Source organism: Streptomyces sp. NBC_01216, assembly GCF_035994945.1.
Taxonomy (GTDB): Bacteria; Actinomycetota; Actinomycetes; order Streptomycetales; family Streptomycetaceae; genus Streptomyces.
The window spans coordinates 737046-751939 of sequence record NZ_CP108677.1; the positions used below are offsets into that span (position 1 = coordinate 737046).

Here is a 14894-nt window from a genome sequence, read left to right on the forward strand (position 1 = left end):
GCCACCTGGCCCTCGGGTCCGCCAAGCGTCACAGACGGCCACCTGGGGAAAAGTGGCTCAGGAAGCGGTGTGCCGCCGCTTCCGTTCAGCTCGGCGTCGCAGGTCGCGGACGACCTCGCGCCAACGCCAGGAACCGTCCCAGTCGCAGCCCTCGTGCCCACCGGGCTCCCAGTCCGCAAGCTCTTCCAGCTGCTTGAGCAGGGCATCCGGATCGACAGGTACACGGTGCGTACGCTCGTCGTCGAGCTGCCCTGCGATGGCGTGCAGCCGGTGAGCAGCACGGTAGTAGGACAGCTGGGTGTCGGTCAGCCGGCGTACGGCGTAGCCGCCGCACTTGCTGCACCAGTCCCAGTCGTCACGGGCCAGCAGGTCGGCCAGGGTCAGGAGGTCGTCGCTCGCCGCGAGGCCTCGATCCCGTGTGTGCCTGCAGAGGGGTGAATGCCCCTTGCCTTCGAACGTGGGATCCGCGTTCGCGGCGTAGATCTGCGCCTGCCCCAGGACACCCAGCGGCAGGCTGCTACCACTGAGCCAGCGGTCGGCACTGGGCGGCCGGAACGGCGTGAGGTCCAAGGGGCCGGACGCGAGCAAACCCTCCCACACCGCAAGGGGCATCATGCTGGAGCGACCGGTGTCGAGACTCCGCAAATCGGGGACGCCACGCGCCGCGGCGAGCAGGCGCAGATTCTGCTCCTTCGCGCGCTCCCCCTGCGCCCACCGGACAGCTACCTGAGCCCCGGCCGCAAGGCCCACGTCAGCGCCGAAGCGGTCATCCTGCCTCGTGCTGTCGCGGCCCGGGTGAGGTCCCTCGTGGACCTCCGGCGTAAGGCCGACCTCCTTGATCCACGGACTGATCACGCTTTCGGGAAGGTCCGACGCGCCGGCGACAATGACGCCGAGCCAGCCCTGCGCGACACGCTTCTCGATGGCGTCGAGGGGCAGAACCTCCGCTCCTCCGCTCGTCGAGAAAACGATGTAGAGCTGGTGTGCGGCGTACGAGAAGTTCCGCAGCGCCCGCAAATGATCAGGGGTAACGGGCTGGCGGTCGAAGACAGCGGTGTCGTCGAAGACCCCGGGCCGTACGGAGCCGGGTTGCGCGTGAGGGACAGCCTCAGCCGACGCGGCTTCGGCTCCCCGCTCGCATGCGAGGGCGCTCGAGGATGCAAGGAGTCTGTCGGCGACGAGGGTGGGGACCTTCAGCGTCAAGGTGCGTCGGCTCCAGTCGGCGCTCACGGTCCAGGTCACCACCACCCCGAGGGTCCACCGATCCAGGTCGTCCAGGACATCACGTGTATCCCCGCGCGAAGGCTCCTCCGTGTCCTCCGGCAAGCGTGCCGTGACCCACACCGTCGGTGTTGAATCCGTCGCCGCAGCAGCGGCGCGGGCCTCGTCCTCCCATGACTGGATCAGGCGGGCAGCTCCTTCCAGGGCTTCCGTGTGCCCCTTCTTGTTGGACCTGATGCCCTCGACGAGGTCATAGCGCCTGATCGCGCGGGATGCCGGTCCCTCCCAGCCCCGCTCGGCCGAGTACTGCCACCTGCGCCATAGCGTGCTCAAGCCTGTGGAGATCTGGCTGCGGTTGCCGAGCACCGCGAAGGCAGGATCGTCGGCGGGCAGTGGGGGCGTTTCCAGTGTCGCTGCTGCAGCGGCTACGACGAGACCGGCCGGCTCCACGAAGAGGGCCGCCTGCGCCCGCAGGGTCTCGAGGTAGCCCTCCTTCGCCAACAGCTTCGGCCGCGCCCATTCCGTCAGCCAAGGGAAGTGGGCGATGACGGCCTGCGCTCGGTGAAGGCTCCCGCAGGCATGACGCCAGAGGGACAAGACCTGTTCCTGCAGCTCGTCGGCCTCCCTGCGCGTTTCCCACCGCCCGTCGTCGTCCTCGTCGTCTTCGTCATCCTCGTCCGCAGCATCCCGCTTCGAACGCAGGAGCTCGGCTGCGGCCCGCACTTCGCCCTGAGTCCAGTACACGTCCTCGTCCGGCTCGACATAAGCCTGCAACTGGTAAAGCAGTCCCAGGCCGCCGAGCGCCCCCATGAAGATGCCCAGCCCGGACGTCGGCCGCGCCCTCGGGCCCCAGTCCGCGCAACCTGAGCAGAACCTGCCCACCACGTCCGCGTTCAACGGGACCTCGGTCGTCGTCACGTTGGCCGTGCGGAGCTGGCCGCATTCCTTCCGGACATGCAGTCTGGTGTTCTTGCCCTTCGCCGAGTAGACGGTGATCTTGGTGCCCTCGAACGGCCCGAGCGGTACGTCGGCTGTCAGCATGCGGTCGCGCACTAATTCTCCCCCTTCTCCTGCCTCGCGAGCTTAGAGCCGAGCAGTGACACATGCCGCCCAACGATGAATCTCCAGCCCTTCCGGTCGACTGGTGTACAAGTGCAGTTGCCTGTCGGCGAGAGTGGCAGCGCTGCGACGCCCGCCGACACCAGACGGCTCCGATGTCGGTTCGCGACCGTCTCGGGGCCGTGGGAGGACGCCCGAAGCGGACCAGGGCCTGGAAGCGGGCCTTGCGGGCGGCGCGGCGGCAGACCGTGAGGATGGCTGGGCCGAGATACAGACCAGGGTGATGGCGTACTGGACCCTCCGTTCTGTCGCAGATTGCGGTTCAGGGCGGTGTTTCTGCCGCTATGCCGAGGTACTGGCTGCGGTGATTCGGTTGCGGAGGTCCGCGATGTCGAGGCCGAGGCGGTCGGCGATTTCCGGGATGCAGGTGTGCGGGATTCGGGCGGCGAGCCGGACGGCGTCCTCGTCCCAGGCGCATTCGAGCGGGGTTCCGCCGCGGAGGAAGTCCCTGGCCTGGGTCGCGGCATCGTTGACGAGGGCGTGCAGGTGCTCGGTAGTGGGTGCGGGAGGGGGAGGCGGAGACCAGGCTGGGGGGCCGGGCGGCGGCTCGTTGGAGAGTGAGGGCGAGTACTTGGGAATCGGCGGCAGGTCGGGGCATTCCCTGTACCAGGCCCAGGCGTGGTGTGCCGAGATCCGGGTCTTCGGCCTGGTGTCGGTGCTCGCGCCTGCTGCGGGGAGGTCCTGGGCTGGGTGTGGCGGCTGGCGCAAGCCGCGCAGGGCGGCGAGGTCTTCTGGGTGGGTGCGGAGCCGGTCGATGAGTGCGTGGGCCAGGGCGGCTGCGTGCCGGCAAGGCGAGGTCGCTGGGCAGGTGCAGATGAAGCTGAGCTCGGCGGGCTCGGACAGTAGCGTCACGCCACCCGTGTGGGCGGGATCTGCCAAGCACTCGGGTAGTGCGCCGTCGTCGGCTTCGTGCTGCTCGCACTGGGGCGTTGCTGTGCGGAGGGCGGCCGCCTGGTCGGCGGTGAGGACCGGCAGGGTGATGGCGGCATGGAGTTCCGCGCCGGTGTTGCGTGCGGTCACGAGGCCGGAGATGCGTCCGGGTGAGATCAGGAAGCGCTCGATGCCGAGCTCGTCCAGGTCCGCTCGGCCGCCGAGGAAGACTTCCTGGTCGGTGATGGCAGCGCGCGCGGCGGCACCGAAGCCGTCGGCCCACATGCTCGTCTGGTTCATCGGCTGGCTCCCAGGGCGATCAGCTGGCAGATTTCGTCGTCGCTGAGCTCGCTGAGGGCGGAGCTGTCGCTGGTGAGGATGGCGTCAGCCAGGGCGCGTTTGTGGCGGAGGAGTTCGTCGACCCGGTCTTCCAGGGTGTTCTCGGTGGTGAGCTGGTGGACGGTGACGGTCCGGGTCTGGCCGAGGCGGTGGGCCCGGTCGATGGCCTGGCTTTCCTTGGCCGGGTTCCAGGGTCGGTCGAAGAGGATGACGTGGCTGGCCTGGGTGAGTGTGAGGCCCGTTCCGCCGGCCTTGACGGTGATGACCATGGTCTGTCCGGGACGAGTCTGGAAGCTGTCGATGACGCGCTGCCGGTCGCGGCCAGCGGAGATGTCGCCGCTGAGATAGAGCGGACTGATGCCGTGGCGCTGGAGGTGATGGACGAGGCGGTGGGCCATCGCCCGGTACCGAGTGAAGATGAGGCACGACTCGTCCGGGTCGCTGAGCAGGGGCAGGAGGTCGTCGAGGGCTGCCAGTTTGCCCGATCGGGCGGCGGCGCGTTCGGGGTCGTAGGAGTCGTCGAGCGGTTCGGCGAGGAAGTGCTCGGGTGCGTTGCAGATCTTCTGCAACTGGTCGAAGAGCTTGAGCAGGAGGCCCTTGCGCGCGATGCCTTCGGCGGCACGGATCTCGCGAAGGGTTTCGTCGGCGACGTGCTGGTAGAGGGCGGCCTGCTCGGGAGTCAGCGCGACGATCCGGGGGCTGTGAACCTTGGGCGGGAGATCGGGTAGGACTCCTGGGTCGCTCTTGCGCCGTCGGAGCATGAAGGCTTTGAGGAGGCTGGAAAGCCGGTCGGTCAGCTCTGTGTCGGTGATGTTCTCCTCGATTGGCTTGCCGAACTGGTCCCGGAAGGTCCTCAGGGTGCCGAACAGCCCGGGGTTGAGCCAGTCCATCAGAGACCAGGCGTCGGAAAGGCTGTTCTCGACGGGGGTCCCGGTCAGGGCGACGCGGATCTGGGACTGGATACGGCGCATGGCCATGGCCGTGGCTGTCCGGTGATTCTTGATCAGCTGTGCTTCGTCGGCGATAACGAGGTCGAAGGGGTGTGTGGCCAGGACGTCGATGTCGCGGCGGACGGTCTCGTAGGTTGTGATCACCACGCTGCGGTGCGTCGTTTCGTCCAAGGTCCGGTCCGGGCCGTGGTACCGCACGGTGGGCACCGTGGGGGCGAATCGCTGTACCTCGCGTTCCCAGTTGATCACCATGGAAGCCGGGCAGACGATCAGGGAGGGTCCGGCGGGGCGGCTGGTGCGGTCCCGGCGGTGCAGGTGGAGCGCGAGGGCGGTGAGGGACTTGCCGAGTCCCATGTCGTCGGCAAGGAGGGCTCCGAAGCCGGCGTTGGTGGTGTTCGCCAGCCATGCGAGGCCAAGCTTTTGATAGTCGCGCATCGTGGCCGACAGCCCGTGGGGGGAGTTCACCGGGGCGCTGCGGGAGCCGGCGCGCAGGAACTGCACGAGCTCGGCGAGGTCTCCGGCCGGCTCGCAGTCGAAGGTGTCGCCGTCGATGCTGATCTGCCCGGTCAGAGAGGCCCGCAGCGCCTGATCGGCGGCGACGGGCGGCATTACGCGGTCTCCTGCACGCTGGGCTGTCTCCTCGTCGACGAGCACCCAGTGGTCGCGGACCTTCGCCAGCGGTACAGGAGTCTTCGCAAGGTCGTCCATTTCGCTGTCGGACAGGTCGGTGCCGGCCACCGACAGCTGCCAGCGTCCGTCGAGTACGTCGTTCAGGGCGAACCGGGGGCGAGCCGCGGAGACCGGGGCTGCCGGGCGGCGCTCCAGGACCGCGCGGGTTCGCAGACGGTCCGTCCATCCGTGGTGCCATTCCACGCGCAGCCCTGCTCGCTCCAGTTGATGGGCGACCCGCCCTCGCAGCAGGACGGCCTCGGCCGCCCGCAGGGTGAAGGTGTCGGGGGTGGGACGCTCCAGAAGCCGTTCGGCGGGCGCCCACTCGGCCGCGATGTGACGGAGCCGGCGGCGCAGGAGGGCAACGAGCTGGGGGTCGGACGCGATGTCCGCCGCAGGGCGCCAGTTGCGTTCATGTTCCGTCGGGGCATCCGGCATGCGCAGCCGAAGGTCTGCCCAGAGCAGCTCAGTGTCGTGCGGGCTGTCCTTCTGCGGAGCGCGGACCGACAGGACCAAGTCCAGCGTCTCGGCGGCCGCACCGTCCCGCAGACCATCACCCCACTGCACGAGCGCGGGCGCGTGCTGCTGCCGGGGCACCGCCCCGGTGAAAGGCCCGTGGCCGAGCACGGTCGGCGTACCCGGGCCGCGGAGCATCGCCTCGGCAACTGCGTTGAGCCCGGCGAGAATCGCGACCCGCGGGGCCCACAACCGGTGCGGTTTCGTGTCCGTGACCATGCCGCAGTTCGCCGACGGTACGAGGGCATCGGCGAGTCGCCCGACCCACTTCTCCTCTTCGCCAGTCAGCGGGCCGGCCCGCCACACGTCCGTCCCGTCGTCGGCCAGCTCCGGGAAGACTCGGCCGTCGGCCACGACAGCCAGCCCTAGACGGATCACCTGACGCCACACGCCGACCGAATGCGCCTCCTTGCCCCGTTCCTCCTCAGAGGCGAGCACGTTGGCCAACAGGCGCAGCGGGACGTGCCAGCACTCCACGAGCCGAAGTTGGATCGCACATCCCTGCGTCGGCAGGATCAGTGCGGCCGTACAGGTGCGGATCGGACGACGGGGCGTCCCCTGTACCGGCAGCCCGTCGGGGCTGTAGAGCAGGAAGCGTGCACTCCCGCCCTGGATGTCGATGGTGAGGTCCGCGCCCTGCCGCAGCAGCGCCGCCAGTGAGACTTCCGCTGCGGTGATGTCGGCGGCTCCTGCGACCGGTCCAGCGGGCCCGTGCCGGACGCGGTCATCATGGATGTCCGGCGTCGGCTCCGCCTGAGCAGCCTGGGGTGCCGCGCCAGGTGGAGCAGCCAGTAGCTCCACCATGGCCTTTGCCGCGTTGCGCTGGGCGGGCCGCCTCTCCGCTCCGGCCGCCTCAACCCGCAGTTCCTGCCCCGCAACCTTGCAGGTCACCGTCGCGAGGTACCCGGACCCTGGTTCGAGCCGCGGTTGGCCGATGACCAGCTTGGCGATCCGGCCCTTCTGCTTGAGTGAATTCAGCACCTGGAGGGCGGTCATCTCGTTGATGGCCGGCACGTTCTCCTGCCCCGGCCAAATACGGAGCGCGGGCGCCGTCGACCGCCTCCACTCGCTCAGCAGGTGCTTGGCCGCTTCGAGGCGGGCTCCGGACCTTCCCACGCCGCGGCCTGTGCCCGAGAGCACCTGCCCGTTGCTGACGCAGGCGGCCACGCACACGAACAGAGGCTCCAGCCCTGTGATGCTCGGTTGCTCCTTGAAGGTCAGCTCGCTGATCAGACCCCCCTCCTGCATCACAAGGAGCCGCTCCTGTGGGCCGGGAGCGGCCGTCTTCACCGCAGGGGCAGGGGCCTGGGCCGGCCGCGGCGGGGGAACCTCGACGGGGAGGCCGGCGAGATCGGCCAGAACGCGCAGTGCGACCACGCCCCGGGCATCGCGCTTGTTGCTGCGCCACGGACCGGTCACGGTCGCCGTCTCGCCGCCGGTCACGTACGTGACGCGTGACCGGAACAGCACCGCGCCTCCGGACTGTTGCTCCTCGTCGAACTCCGGGACGGGCTGGTTCCGAACGGAGTGGTACAGCGTCAGCACGGCGACGGCGGCCCCGGGCGTCTCGGCAGCAGCGCACAAAACCGCCTTGCGGGCAGGGTCCCAGGCGGTCGCCGCAGCATCGAAGAGCACGGCATGAAGGTCGCGCGGGATCAGCGCACCCGCGGCGATCCGGGTGGCTACCTCGGCCACCACGGCCGGGGCCACGACCGGTTGCGCGAGGGCGCGCAGCAGTCGCGACGCGAAAGTCGGGTCAGCGGCTGCGGCTGCCGAACCGGCCGAATACCGGGCCGCTGGCAGCCAGCCCTTCCCGGCGAAGTCAGCCTGCTCCACCGGTTCACAGCCGGACATGTGACCGAGAAGGCTGACCACGGCGCCTTGCAGCGCAGCCTTCTTCGTCCCGCGGGTGACGGCGGCGCCGTGGAGCTGCCGGACCTGATCACGCCAGCCAGCCTGCACGACGAACAGCTCAGGACCACCGGTATTCAGATCCCGGACTACGAGCGCGGTCGGGACACCGCTGTCCTGGGCATGGGAGTGCAGCACCGACGTGGCGAGCTCGGGCCTTGCCCTCACCACCGCCCAGGCCGCCGCCGTCGCCTGCTCGGCGAGGCGGGATCCCTTGAACCGGAGAAGGAGTAGACGCAGCTCTTTAACGCCCAGCCGGCCGTTTCCGGCACGGACGGCTGCCTCGGCAGCAAGCTCAGAGGTGAGGTGCCGGGCTTCATGCGCCTTCTCCAGCAGCCGGGAGAACACCGAGGGCTCGAGGGCGCTGAGGTCTACCCGGGAGGGGGGCGAGGGGCGCGGAACCCGGGCTGACTGAGCGGAGGGGAGAGTCGCCATGACGAGCCTTCACGAGAGCGTAGAACCTCCCCAGACCGGAGAGAGGATCACTAACAGTGGCCGATGATTACAGTCCGTATGTAACCGTGGTGGTCCACGCCGAGGCGGCAGCGCCGTGAATAACCCGGACGTGTGTACGCAGAGCTGACGCCTTGACGGGGCATCGCCTACGGGCATCCGGTACCCCAGCTCGACGGTGCCCCTGCACGGCGTCACGACGACGCTGGCACCGACGCAGCCTCTGCCGCTGCAGCCGCCACGGTGACCCGCCTGCGCTTCGGAACCCCACAGCGCCGCGCCTGAAGCTGTGGGCCCCGCTCCCACGGCCACAACTCGGCGTCGGGCACCGTCAACATCGACCGCCTCACCGTTGGCGCACTGGTCCCCCGGACGCCCAAACACCCATGCGACTCCCATGCCCCAAGGTCACATAACCGCGATCACTCGAGCCCCATCGCCGTTACTGGGGATTCGATCCAAAAATACGTGCCCCGCACACTGGTCCCCAGGACTGGTCCCCAAGCTCGAGCCACTTGCACCGCCGCCTGAACCCGGCACGCGTCACCACGGAAATCAGTCGCCACCCCAAGAGACGACCGCCAGCAGGGACCGTCGCGGCAGTCGTCACGGCTAACGTGGCAGGGGAACGGCCGCACCCGTGCACGACCGCCACACGGCACCCAAGAGGCCGAGCCGCCGCCAGAAATCCGTGGCGAGTGCCATGGCGACGCGCCCCCGTCACCAACGGGCGCTGCTCGACCAATCGTCCGGCGCACGTAGCGTCTTCCGGCATCAGCCAGCGGAGCCAGGCCAGCAATGGCAGCATCCAGGAAATGACGGCACACCCGATCTTCAGCGCCACCCACGTCCCGGCGCTTGAGCCCTACCTCGCACGAACGGGCACCATCTTTCGCACGTTCGCTGACCAGGACTCCGGCTGCATCTCCTACGGGTTCATGGCGGCCGGGCAGCGCTGGTTCGTGAAGGGGGCCTCGACGCCCGATGGCGTCTGGTCCCTGCGACGGGCCATCTCGGTACACAAGGCCGTCGCACACTCGGCCATCGTGCCCCTGTTGCACTCGTTCAGCACCAACGAAGGCCTGGCGCTCGTGTACCCGTGGATGGCTGGCGAGGTCCTTTATCACCCGACTCGATCCCACCACGGAGGGAGGGCCGCACCTGGCAGTCCTATGACGAAGTTCCGACAGCTCCCCCTTCCGCAGGTTCACGCCGCCCTCGACTCACTCCTGAGTGCCCACCTTGCTGTGGAGCAGGCTGGCCTCGTCGCCGTCGACCTCTACGACGGCTGCATGCTCTACGACTCCGAAAATCACCGGCTGATGCTCTGCGACCTGGACGAGTACCGACCCGGGCCGTTCACGGTGGAGACTGAGCGGCTGCCCGGCTCTTCCCGCTACATGGCCCCGGAGGAATTCGTACGGGGCTCGGTCATCGACATCCGGACAACCGTGTTCACCCTGGGCAGAGCCCTCCGTCTTCTCCTCGACGCCGGCGACGAGGAGAAGCAGTGGCGCGGCACCTCCGGACAGCTGGCCGTCATCGAGAAGGCAACGGCCGCCGCCCCGGAGTGCCGGTTCCACTCGGTGCACTCACTCGTCAACGCCTGGCACGCGGCCACCTAGGCTTTCGGAGCCCGCCTGCGAGGCGATGAGCACACCGGCTCCTCCTGAACCTCGGAGGGCACGATCCCGGCCGGCCTTACACCCCCGCCCGTCCCTGCTCACGCGCAGGACGCGAGGAGGCGGGACAGCTCAGGCCGAGCCAACGACAAGCATGTGCGCCGATGCATCGTGGAACACACCGTGCTCGTCGGCGAGGCGGGCCGTCGCTATCGCATCCGTGACGAGCGCTCCCGCCTCTTCCTGGCCCGCACATCGGCCGGCCGCGACGACGTACGCCCATCCCGGGCCCTCGATCCCGTGGACGCGCACAGCGCCCAGCCCCGCTTCGCTGGCCTCCTGAGTCAACTCTGCAGCGGTATGGAAGTGCACAACCGTGAACCCCCTGCTGCCGTCGTAGGAACCCGTACGAACCACCTGCGAGACCTCGCCCGCGAGCAGCTCCGGGGACAGGCCCGCGCTCACGGTGTAGTCCTGCATCAGGGAGTACCGGGAGATCCCCGCGGCCGCCACCACACCGCCTGGTACGGCGACCCGGCGGGCCTCCCTCAACGCCGCGAGCCGGTCTCCGCGCTCCGCCAGGTGGTACAGCGGGCCCAGCAGCAGCACCGCGTCGAAGGTGCCGGCCTCCACCTCCAGGTCGCGGGCATCCCCCAGCTGAGCAACACACCGCGGCGCGCGCTCACGTGCCTGCTCCACGTGCTTTGGCACGGGGTCCAGGAGGAGCACCTCGTATCCCTCTTCAGTGAGCCAACCGGCATGCGTACCCGGACCACCGCCCACGTCCAGCACCCGAGCGGGTGCTGGAGGCAGGTAGCGACGTAACAGCTCCTGGGTCCGCTCGAACTCCAGACGGCCCGTCGCTGTGGAATGCAGCCGGGACGCCTCGTCGTACTCCGTGTAGAAGCCCGCGATCCGTGGGTCAATGGTCGTCATACCCGGCGAGAGTAGGGCCGAGCGAAGCAGCCCGTCACCCGGATATCCGGCGCGGGCGCCGCTGCAGGTCCACCTGGACGGCGAGGGGCAGAAGAGCGCACAGGCTCCACCCCATTGGGTCTAACCGGAGTGGCCGGGCGCATGCTCCCGTGACCAAACTGGATCGTGCTGATCGACTACTGGCCACTGCTCGGTCTGCGGCTGACGACGCCCCGCCTGGAGCTGCGCCTGCCCCAATCGGACGAGCTGGCAGCACTGGCCGATCTCGCACGCGACGGCGTTCACGACCCGTCCCAGATGCCGTTCAGCAGTGGCTGGACCGACCTGCCCGAGACCGAGCGGGCTCGCGCCGTGGTCCAGCATCACTGGCTGCGGCTCGGAAACTGGAGGCCGGAGGACTGGTCCATCAATCTGGCCGTCTTCCTCGGTGGCCGGCCTGTGGGCATGCAGGCCATGGCGGCCAAGCGCTTCGCGCTGGTGCGAGAGGTCAACACAGCTTCTTGGCTCGGGCTGTCGTATCAGAGTCAGGGCATAGGCACAGAGATGCGGGCTGCCGTGCTCCACCTGGCATTTGCCGGGCTGGGCGCCGAGGAGGCAACGACAGGGGCGTTCGCCGACAACGCGCAGTCCTTGGCCGTATCCAGCAAGCTCGGATATGTCCCGGACGGAATCGAAAGGCGGGTGGTGCGCGGGGAGGTCGTGATCTTGCAGCGGCTTCGCCTCCCCCGGGGTCTATGGCGGCCAGCGCTCGCGAAAGGGACCGAGATCACGGGGCTGGTCCCGTGCCTGCCGCTGTTCGGATTGGTGGCCGGGGAGACCACAGACCCGTCCTGACGGTCTGGACATGGATTCGACTCCCGCTCATCCGATAGTCACACATGGCCTGAACTCGACTACGCAGTAAGGGAATTACCACACCACCAAGGCCGATACCATCTACCGTCATGACGACCGCATCTCCTCGCCAGGGCGTACCCGACAAGCCCACACTCGACGGCCTTGAGGCCAAATGGGCTCCGACCTGGGACGAGCAGGGCGTATACGTATTCGACCGCACCGCGCCACGGGAGCGGGTGTACTCGATTGACACGCCGCCGCCCACCGTGAGCGGCTCCCTCCACGTCGGACACGTGTTCTCGTACACCCAGACGGATGCACTCGCCCGCTTCCACCGGATGCGCGGCAAGGCCGTCTTCTACCCGATGGGCTGGGACGACAACGGCCTGCCGACCGAACGTAGGGTGCAGAACTACTTCGGTGTCCGGTGCGACCCCTCGCTGCCGTACGACCCGGACTTCACTCCCCCCTCGTCCCCGGGCAAGCAGCAGATCCCCGTGTCCCGCCGCAACTTCATCGAGCTGTGCGAGCGGCTCACGGTGGAGGACGAGAAGGTCTTCGAGAGCCTGTGGCGCCGGCTGGGGTTGTCCGTCGACTGGAACCACACCTACCAGACCATCGACAGCCGGGCCCGCGCCATCTCACAGCGAGCCTTCCTGGCCAACCTCGCCCGGGGCGAGGCGTACCAGGCCGAGGCCCCGACGCTGTGGGACGTGACGTTCCAGACCGCTGTAGCCCAGGCCGAGCTGGAGGACCGCGAGCGGCCCAGCGCCTACCACCACCTTCTGTTCCAGTCGGATGCGGGGGCGGCGCTGGAGATCGCCACCACGCGGCCCGAGCTGCTGCCCGCCTGCGTGGCCGTCGTGGCGCACCCGGACGACGAGCGCTATCAGAAGCTCTTCGGTACCACCGTGCGCACTCCGGTCTTCGGTGTAGACGTGCCGGTGGTGGCTCACCGCCTGGCCGACCCCGAGAAGGGCACCGGGGCGGCCATGATCTGTACGTTCGGCGACACCACCGACGTGGTGTGGTGGCGTGAGCTCGACCTTCCCACCCGCTCGGTGATCGGACGCGACGGCCGCTTCGTGCGCGAAGCGCCCGCCGCGCTGGAGTCCGAGGCCGCGAAGGCGGCGTACGCGCAGCTCGCCGGCGCGACACCGCACACCGCCCGGGAGCGCCTGGTGGAGATGGTGCGCGCGGAGGGCAGTCTGGTCGGCGATCCGCGGCCCTTCAACCACATGGTCAAGTTCTACGAGAAGGGCGACAAGCCGCTCGAGATCGTCACCAGCCGCCAGTGGTACCTGCGCAACGGCGGACGCGACGCGGAGCTCCGGCAGAAGCTGCTGGAGCGCGGCCATGAGCTGAACTGGCACCCGGACCACATGCGCAACCGGTACCAGTCCTGGGTGGAGGGACTTGCCGGGGACTGGCTGATCAGCCGTCAGCGCTACTTCGGCGTACCGGTACCGGTGTGGTACCAGCTGGACGCCGACGGCAACCCCACCGACGAACTGATCGTTCCCTCGCGGGAGTCGCTGCCCGTAGACCCCAGCAGCGACACCCCGCCCGGCTTCACCTCGGACCAGCGGGACGTCCCGGGCGGCTTCACCGGCGACCCGGACGTGATGGACACGTGGGCGACGTCCTCGCTGACACCGCAGATCGCCGGCGGCTGGGGCCACGACGACGACCTCTTCCAGCGCGTCTTCCCGATGGACCTGCGTCCGCAGGCCCACGAGATCATCCGCACCTGGCTCTTCTCCACCGTCGCCCGCGCCGAGCTGGAGCACGACGCGCTCCCCTGGGCTCATGCCGCCATCAGCGGCTGGATCCTCGACCCTGACCGCAAGAAGATGTCCAAGTCGAAGGGCAACGTCGTCACCCCACTGGACCTTCTGGACCAGCACGGGTCGGACGCAGTCCGGTACTGGGCCGTATCAGCCCGGCCGGGAACGGACACCGCCTTCGAAATCGGCCAGATGAAGATCGGCCGACGTCTCGCCATCAAGATCCTCAATGTGTCGAAGTTCGTGCTCGGTCTGGGTGCGGCCGAGCGGCGGTCCGCCGTGACCAACCCGCTCGACCAGGCACTCCTCGCGCGACTCGCGGACGTCGTGGACGAGGCGACGGCCCAGCTGGAGGGGTACGACTACGCCCGCGCACTGGAGACCATCGAGCGGTGCTTCTGGGCGTTCTGCGACGACTACGTCGAGCTGGTGAAGACGCGTGCCTACGGCGGCGGAGGCGAGGAGGCTGCCGCGTCTGCTCAGGCCACGCTGTCGACGGCCCTCTCCGTGTTGTTGCGGCTCCTCGCTCCCTTCGTTCCGTTCGCCACCGAGGAGGCGTGGAGCTGGTGGCAGCAGGGCTCGGTGCACCGGGCGCAGTGGCCCAGTGGAACGGAGCTGCGGGAACAGTCCCTGAAGGGGGACCCCCAGCTCCTGGACGTCGCCGCAGACGCCATCGCCGCCATCCGGAAGGCCAAGAGCGCAGCCCAAGTCTCCATGCGGGCCGAGGTCGCCCGAGTCACGGCGCGCGGGCCGGCTCCGCTGGTTGCGACACTTCGCCAGGTGAGCGGGGACGTGCAGTCCGCGGGAAACATCGGCGACGTGGAACTCGAAGTGGCTGAGAGCGAACTCCTCACCTACGAGATCACCATGTAGCTCGCATCAAACGAATGACGGCGTTGCCGCCCCTCACACGCTCGCGTGAGGGGCGGCAACGCCGTTTTGCTATGCAGGACAAGCGAGTTGACCCGTCGGATCGATCCGCAGTGGAGGGATTCGGCCATGTCGGGTAAGGGCGCCCAATGCACTGCACAAGGCACAGATGTTCGTACTAGAGTCTCCGCTCTGTGACAGTCAGTCACCACACGTGTGTGCGCCAACGGCTGGGCGGCGCGCGGATGGGCCTCGGGGCCTGCGTGTGCAACCGAAACTCCAGCCCACGGCTGACATGTCACGAACCACGCCGCAGTGTGTCTGGATCCGCCAGTCCCTGCGGTCGACCTGTGGGAAGGTGCCTGTGAAAATCGCGGTGCAAGACCCCGGAAAGAACGCCACGTACATACTCGACCCGGAACTACTGGGTGAGTTCACGGTCGGACCTGCGCAGCTCGGTGAGGGCGCCGACGTCGTGTTCGTACTGCCGTCTAAGACGCTGTGCGAGCAGGTCCCCGTCGTCTCGGGGAGCGGCTCGGCCGACCCCTCCATCCTGATCTCCGACCCCGACGGTGACCGCCGGTGGCTGCTGACCCGCTCCGACCTGGAGCGCTTCGCGGCCAGCGACCAGCCGCCCACGGACGCGGTCTGGTTCTCGATGCCCGACGCGAGCGCCGGCATCTACGCCGCGGTTCCCCTGTTCCGCCGCGCCCTCGTGCAGAACAGCTCCTGAGGCAACGGGCCCGCGGCAGCCACGGCTGCCGCGGGCCCCCGCCGTCCTTGATCCGGCACCT

General features: G+C 68.7%; 8 protein-coding genes. 4 read left to right on the forward strand and 4 right to left on the reverse strand.

Annotated elements, in window-relative coordinates:
* Positions 1-57 precede the first annotated feature (57 nt).
* The 3 genes from OG393_RS03225 to OG393_RS03235 form a co-directional block, all read right to left on the reverse strand.
* On the reverse strand, positions 58-2274 hold the full coding sequence (locus OG393_RS03225) for a hypothetical protein (RefSeq protein ID WP_327373015.1): 2217 nt from the start codon (positions 2272-2274) through the stop codon (positions 58-60).
* 348 nt (positions 2275-2622) lie between these two features.
* Positions 2623-3510, reverse strand: a complete 888-nt coding sequence (locus OG393_RS03230; protein WP_327373016.1) for a hypothetical protein — start codon at positions 3508-3510, stop codon at positions 2623-2625.
* Complete coding sequence (locus OG393_RS03235; protein ID WP_327373017.1) at positions 3507-8030, reverse strand: DEAD/DEAH box helicase; 4524 nt, start codon at positions 8028-8030, stop codon at positions 3507-3509. The genes OG393_RS03230 and OG393_RS03235 overlap by 4 nt, the downstream gene beginning before the upstream one ends.
* A 1190-nt stretch (positions 8031-9220) precedes the next feature.
* Between OG393_RS03235 and OG393_RS03240 the strand changes: the two genes are divergently transcribed.
* Complete coding sequence (locus tag OG393_RS03240) at positions 9221-9673, forward strand: hypothetical protein (protein ID WP_327373018.1); 453 nt, start codon at positions 9221-9223, stop codon at positions 9671-9673.
* Positions 9674-9802: 129 nt separating this feature from the next.
* On the opposite strand, the gene OG393_RS03245 is transcribed toward OG393_RS03240, so the two are convergent.
* A complete protein-coding gene (locus OG393_RS03245; protein WP_327373019.1) occupies positions 9803-10606 on the reverse strand; it encodes a class I SAM-dependent methyltransferase in 804 nt (267 codons plus the stop codon).
* A gap of 165 nt (positions 10607-10771) precedes the next feature.
* Here OG393_RS03245 and OG393_RS03250 point away from each other — a divergent pair, with 165 nt between their 5' ends.
* The 3 genes from OG393_RS03250 to OG393_RS03260 all read left to right on the forward strand — a co-directional run bounded on the left by OG393_RS03250 (position 10772) and on the right by OG393_RS03260 (position 14833).
* Positions 10772-11440: a GNAT family N-acetyltransferase gene (locus OG393_RS03250; protein ID WP_327373020.1), complete on the forward strand. Its 669-nt coding sequence runs from the start codon at positions 10772-10774 to the stop codon at positions 11438-11440.
* 110 nt (positions 11441-11550) lie between these two features.
* On the forward strand, positions 11551-14103 hold the full coding sequence (gene valS / locus OG393_RS03255) for a valine--tRNA ligase (protein ID WP_327373022.1): 2553 nt from the start codon (positions 11551-11553) through the stop codon (positions 14101-14103).
* Positions 14104-14476: 373 nt separating this feature from the next.
* A complete protein-coding gene (locus OG393_RS03260; RefSeq protein WP_327373024.1) occupies positions 14477-14833 on the forward strand; it encodes a hypothetical protein in 357 nt (118 codons plus the stop codon).
* Positions 14834-14894: the final 61 nt, after the last annotated feature.